5 protein-coding genes are annotated in these 4,169 nt (G+C 57.9%); all 5 read right to left on the bottom strand.

Features of this window, described 5'->3' with window-relative positions:
• On the bottom strand, window positions 1–483 hold a 483-nt coding region (locus AB4043_RS16855; protein ID WP_442307577.1), incomplete at its 3' end, for an ammonium transporter.
• A gap of 190 nt (window positions 484–673) precedes the next feature.
• Window positions 674–946 carry a hypothetical protein gene (locus AB4043_RS16850; protein WP_442299780.1) on the bottom strand — a complete coding sequence of 91 codons (273 nt, stop codon included), beginning with the start codon at window positions 944–946 and terminating at the stop codon, window positions 674–676.
• Window positions 943–1,872 carry an alpha/beta hydrolase gene (locus AB4043_RS16845; protein WP_442299781.1) on the bottom strand — a complete coding sequence of 310 codons (930 nt, stop codon included), beginning with the start codon at window positions 1,870–1,872 and terminating at the stop codon, window positions 943–945. The genes AB4043_RS16850 and AB4043_RS16845 overlap by 4 nt, the downstream gene beginning before the upstream one ends.
• 298 nt (window positions 1,873–2,170) lie before the next feature.
• Entirely contained in the window at window positions 2,171–3,259 is a 1,089-nt protein-coding gene (locus AB4043_RS16840) for a serine hydrolase domain-containing protein (protein WP_442299782.1), read from the bottom strand.
• Window positions 3,260–3,348: 89 nt separating this feature from the next.
• Window positions 3,349–4,169: FGGY-family carbohydrate kinase (locus AB4043_RS16835; RefSeq protein WP_442307576.1), on the bottom strand; the 821-nt coding region annotated here is incomplete at its 5' end.

The raw sequence follows: 4,169 nt of genomic DNA, 5'->3' as shown, positions 1-4,169 counted from the left end.
GACCAGCATGGCCGAGAACTTCATACGCTCGGCAAAGGCGCCCGGGATAAGCGCCGGCGTAATGATGGCGAACATGAGCTGATAGACCATGAAGGTCTGCTCGGGAATCGTTGCCGCATAGGTCGGATTCGGAGTCAGGCCAACACCTTTGAGAAACAGATGATGGAAGCCGCCAATGAACGCATTTCCATGGCCGAAAGCGAGAGAGTACATCACTACGGCCCACAGAACCGTGATGACCGCCATCATGGCGAAGGTCTGCATGAACGTACCGAGTACATTCTTCTTACGCACCAGACCGCCATAAAAGAGTGCAAGTCCGGGACCGCTCATCATCAGCACCAGAGCGGAGCTGACCAGCATCCAGCTATTGTCGCCGGAGTCGACTTTAGGAGTGCCTGCTGCTTGTCCAAATGCAGGAGCGGTCGCCAGAACCAGCCCCAGAAGTACAGCTAGATACACTTTCACACTACGAAGACGCATGCACATTTCACCTGTTCTTCTACTGAAGGCCCTACGGGCTACCGAAAGCTCTGCAGACGAGGGCTGACGCCCACCGAAAGCATGCAGATGTTCCGTGGATGGCTCTACTTTACACAATTGTGAACACACCACAAAGGCTTTCTCTAGGGCATGTCATCCAATTTCTGCCGTCAGAAATTGGAGGCGCGCCCTACGCCAGCAGCGACTCGGCGATAAACCGCCATTCCTCCTCAAGAGATCCCCGAAAAACGGACTTCCCCGCCCGGCCGTACCAGTAACCGGCGTTTCCCTCATCGCCTTCCTTACGATGCAGGTAGGCGTGGACCCAGGCGCAGTCACCAAATTCCTCCACCTGGGCTGTCTCATGCGCCGCATTCCAGTCGCCATGGGCATCGTGCCACAAGGCACGCAGAGCTCGCGGCAAGCCTTCGGGCCTGCCGGCCATCATCTCCTCAACCGTCATGGCCTGGCCGCCCATCCATTGGCCTGGAGCCAGTGCAGCAGCAGGTTTGGCCACTCCCGTAGCGCCGGATCTGCCTGGGCAAGACCGCTGCCATGTGAACCATGTTGGAAGGCATGCAGCTCTACTGGAATCCCAGCCTTCACCAGTGCCTCGTACCACAAGACACTATTCATGACCGGCACGGTCTTATCATCGGTTGTGGTGTAGAGGAAGGTTGGCGGCGTTTTCGAGTTCACCAGGCCGGTCAGCGACATTTTTTCTACGAGCGCATCGTCCGGAGTCTCTCCAAGAAGCATCTTGCGCGAACCGGAGTGCATATAGGGCGCGTCCAGACGAATAACGGGGTAACACAGAATAACGAAGTCCGGACGGCTGTTCTCGTGGTCGATGGCGTCACCAGTTGCGAGACCCTCGTCAAACAAAACGCTGGTAGACGCCGCCAGGTGGCCCCCGGCGGACGATCCCATCATGCCGACCTTTTCTTTGTCGATGCCCCATTCTGCGGCGCGCGCGCGCACCGTACGGATCGCACGCTGCGCATCACCAATCTCAATGGGATGGTGATACTTCGGCCCCAGACGGTACTTCAGTACAAATGCGGCTACCCCTTGCGCATTGAGCCACTGCGCAAACATAGTTCCCTCTTTTTCAGTCGCCAGGTGTGTATAGCCCCCACCGGGAGCAACGACAACCGCAGCCTTGGTAGGGTTCTGTGCCGGAATATAGGCCGTGAGCGTTGGTTTATCGTCGTCGGCCTCTCCCTGCGCTCCAGGAGCACCGTTCGGCCAAAGCAACATCGGTGCCGGAGCCGTTGTGGGAGTTGAGGGGCCACCAGGAGAATAGGCAACCGCAGGAGGAGGGGTTTGAGCATGCATGGAGACAGCCGCTGCAGACAGGACAAAACTCACAAGGGCGGAACGGAGCATCGACGAAGATCACCTCTCGCCTACACCATGCCCGTTTGGATGCATGGCTTGCAACTGGAAATGGCTGTCATATCGGGAACCGTCTCATTTCGCGAGATGGATGTCCATAACAAGCCGGTTCAATGGGTACACATACCAGGTTCAGAGGCATTTTCCCTGTAGGTGTGGTGCAGGGATTCCACGCCTATGGGCGTTTCCGCAATGAAAACGCCGCTGCATGCCTCTTCCGGGATACTCAGCAACAGGGAAGATGCTCTAAACCCCGGCCGTAAGTTTTCGCCAGTCAGTGATCGGCTTTCTAAGTGCTTTGGTCATCACACAGCCATTTCAAACCGGCGTCTGCAACATCCCCCATCGCAGGCTGGTCTGTTCCGCGATGATTCATGACGATAACCGCTTCTCCCGAGCCGCGAACACGCACCGCAAGCATTCGGAAGCTGCGGTTGGAGCCATCCTCCCAGATCACCGTGCGCTCCTTTCCGTGCAGAGTTCGTGTTCGCACGCGCCCGCCGAGAGCATAGTGCTGCTCCGGCATCCGCAGAGTAAAGAGCCGTTCGGTCGATGCCTTGCTCAGAATCTCTTCCTTGTCCACGGCGTCGAGAATGCGCAGCATCTCTGGGGCATTGCTATAAAACCCACCGACCATCGCCATAAAGCTTGGCATCGTGGAAGGGTCCGGTGTGCCGTCTGCCTTTCGGCTTTCTGCCATGCCCGGAATCGCGAGCGATTCTCCGTAAAAGATGCCGCTGTGTTTCAGGCCCAGCGGCTTCCATAGAGTCTCGGCGGCAAGCTCTTCGTAGGTCCGACTGGTCGCATGCTCCACAGCGGCACGGACGAGCAGCCAATTGGAATGGGAGTAGTCCCAAGTTGATCCCGGCTCAAATTGCAGATCGCCGCTCGCCCAGCGAGCCACGGCCTCATCGGCCGTGGCCTGCAGCCTACGATCCGCACGCAGTGCAGGAATCACCTGATTCGGTACACCACTCTGGTGGCTCATCAGATGAGCCATGGTCAGCTTCGCCCCATTATCTTTGCGAAACGCTGGAAGATAGGTCGAGATCGGGACATCCAGCGAGAGTTTGCCTTTGTCAACCTGTTTCAGAACGACGATCGATGCGATCCATTTGGAGATGGAACCACCTTCAAAGACCGTCTCCAGCGTGACCGGTGTCCCTGGCTCCGTCCGGGCATCTCCGAAGACATATTGTTCGACGATACTGTCCTGTTTGCCGAGCAGAATCACTCCGCTGAAATGCTGCGCCTGCGCATAATGCTTCACGGTATCGCGAAACGAAGATCCTGTCTGTGCACGAAGCGAGGACGCCATGCAGACGAGAGCGGAGTTTGTGAGGAAGGAACGGCGAGTCCATGCGGACGTTCGAGACATAAGAGCCTCATACGGCGACGAGTCCCCATCGGTTCCGTGCAACGAAAAGGCTGCCATCAATGGCAGCCTTTTCGGTACGGCGGAAATGCTTATTTCATGACGGCATTGCAGAAGAGACCGGACCAGTCGACAACGCTCTCGGCAAAGACACCGGTGATCTTGTCTCCCATGCCTTCCAGGCACGCCATCTGCACAGCGAAGTTGCCGATCGTAGAACTCTCGACCGCGCCGCGATGCACGTCGAGGCCAGTAGCCTCCGCGGTGAGACGGTTGAGAAACTCATTCTGACTGGCCCCGCCGACAATGTAGAGCCGCCTGAATTTCTTGCCGCTATGGAGCGAGATACGATCCAGCACCTTGGCATATCGCGCAGCGAGCGAGTAGAAGATCAGATTCGCGATAACCGGGGCTCCTGCTGACGAAGTATCGAGAGCCGGCAGTCCTTTCTTCGCACGCTGTGCGTTAATGCGCTCGGGCATCCGCTCGGGCAGCAGCAGGTCTTCATCATCCACATCGAGCAGGGCGTCGGGCTTGCCAATCTGCTCTGCAGCCTTTATCAGGTCCGCAATGTTCCATGATTTCCCTTCTGCCGCCCAGTACGCCATGGATTGCTCCATCAGCCACATGCCGTTGACGTTCTTATGGAAGCAGATCCGGCTTCCCACGGCTCCGAGGTTGGTGAAATTGTCGGCCTTAACGGCGTCGCTGTTCCGGGGCTGCTCCAGCAGCGTACCAACCAGGGACCATGTTCCCGAGCTGATGTAAGCCCAATCACGGCCGGAGGCAGGAATGCCCGCGATGGCCGAGGCAGTGTCGTGGCATCCGGGAGCAATGAGCCTGGTTCCCTTGAAGGCCGGCAACTCGGCGAGCGGGCCGCGGACTTCGCCGAGATCCGATCCCGGAGGAACGA

The sequence above is a fragment of the Terriglobus sp. YAF25 genome (assembly GCF_052113305.1).
GTDB lineage: Bacteria > Acidobacteriota > Terriglobia > Terriglobales > Acidobacteriaceae > Terriglobus.
The sequence above is the reverse complement of the archived record's forward strand: the minus strand, read 5'-3'. Positions and strand labels throughout refer to the sequence as shown.

Excerpts from the sequence above, each read along its gene's own strand:
- AB4043_RS16845 (WP_442299781.1), bottom strand. The coding sequence starts at position 1,872 with ATGCTCCGTTCCGCCCTTGTGAGTTTTGTCCTGTCTGCAGCGGCTGTC.
- AB4043_RS16840 (WP_442299782.1), bottom strand. The coding sequence starts at position 3,259 with ATGTCTCGAACGTCCGCATGGACTCGCCGTTCCTTCCTCACAAACTCC.
- AB4043_RS16850 (WP_442299780.1), bottom strand. The coding sequence starts at position 946 with ATGACGGTTGAGGAGATGATGGCCGGCAGGCCCGAAGGCTTGCCGCGA.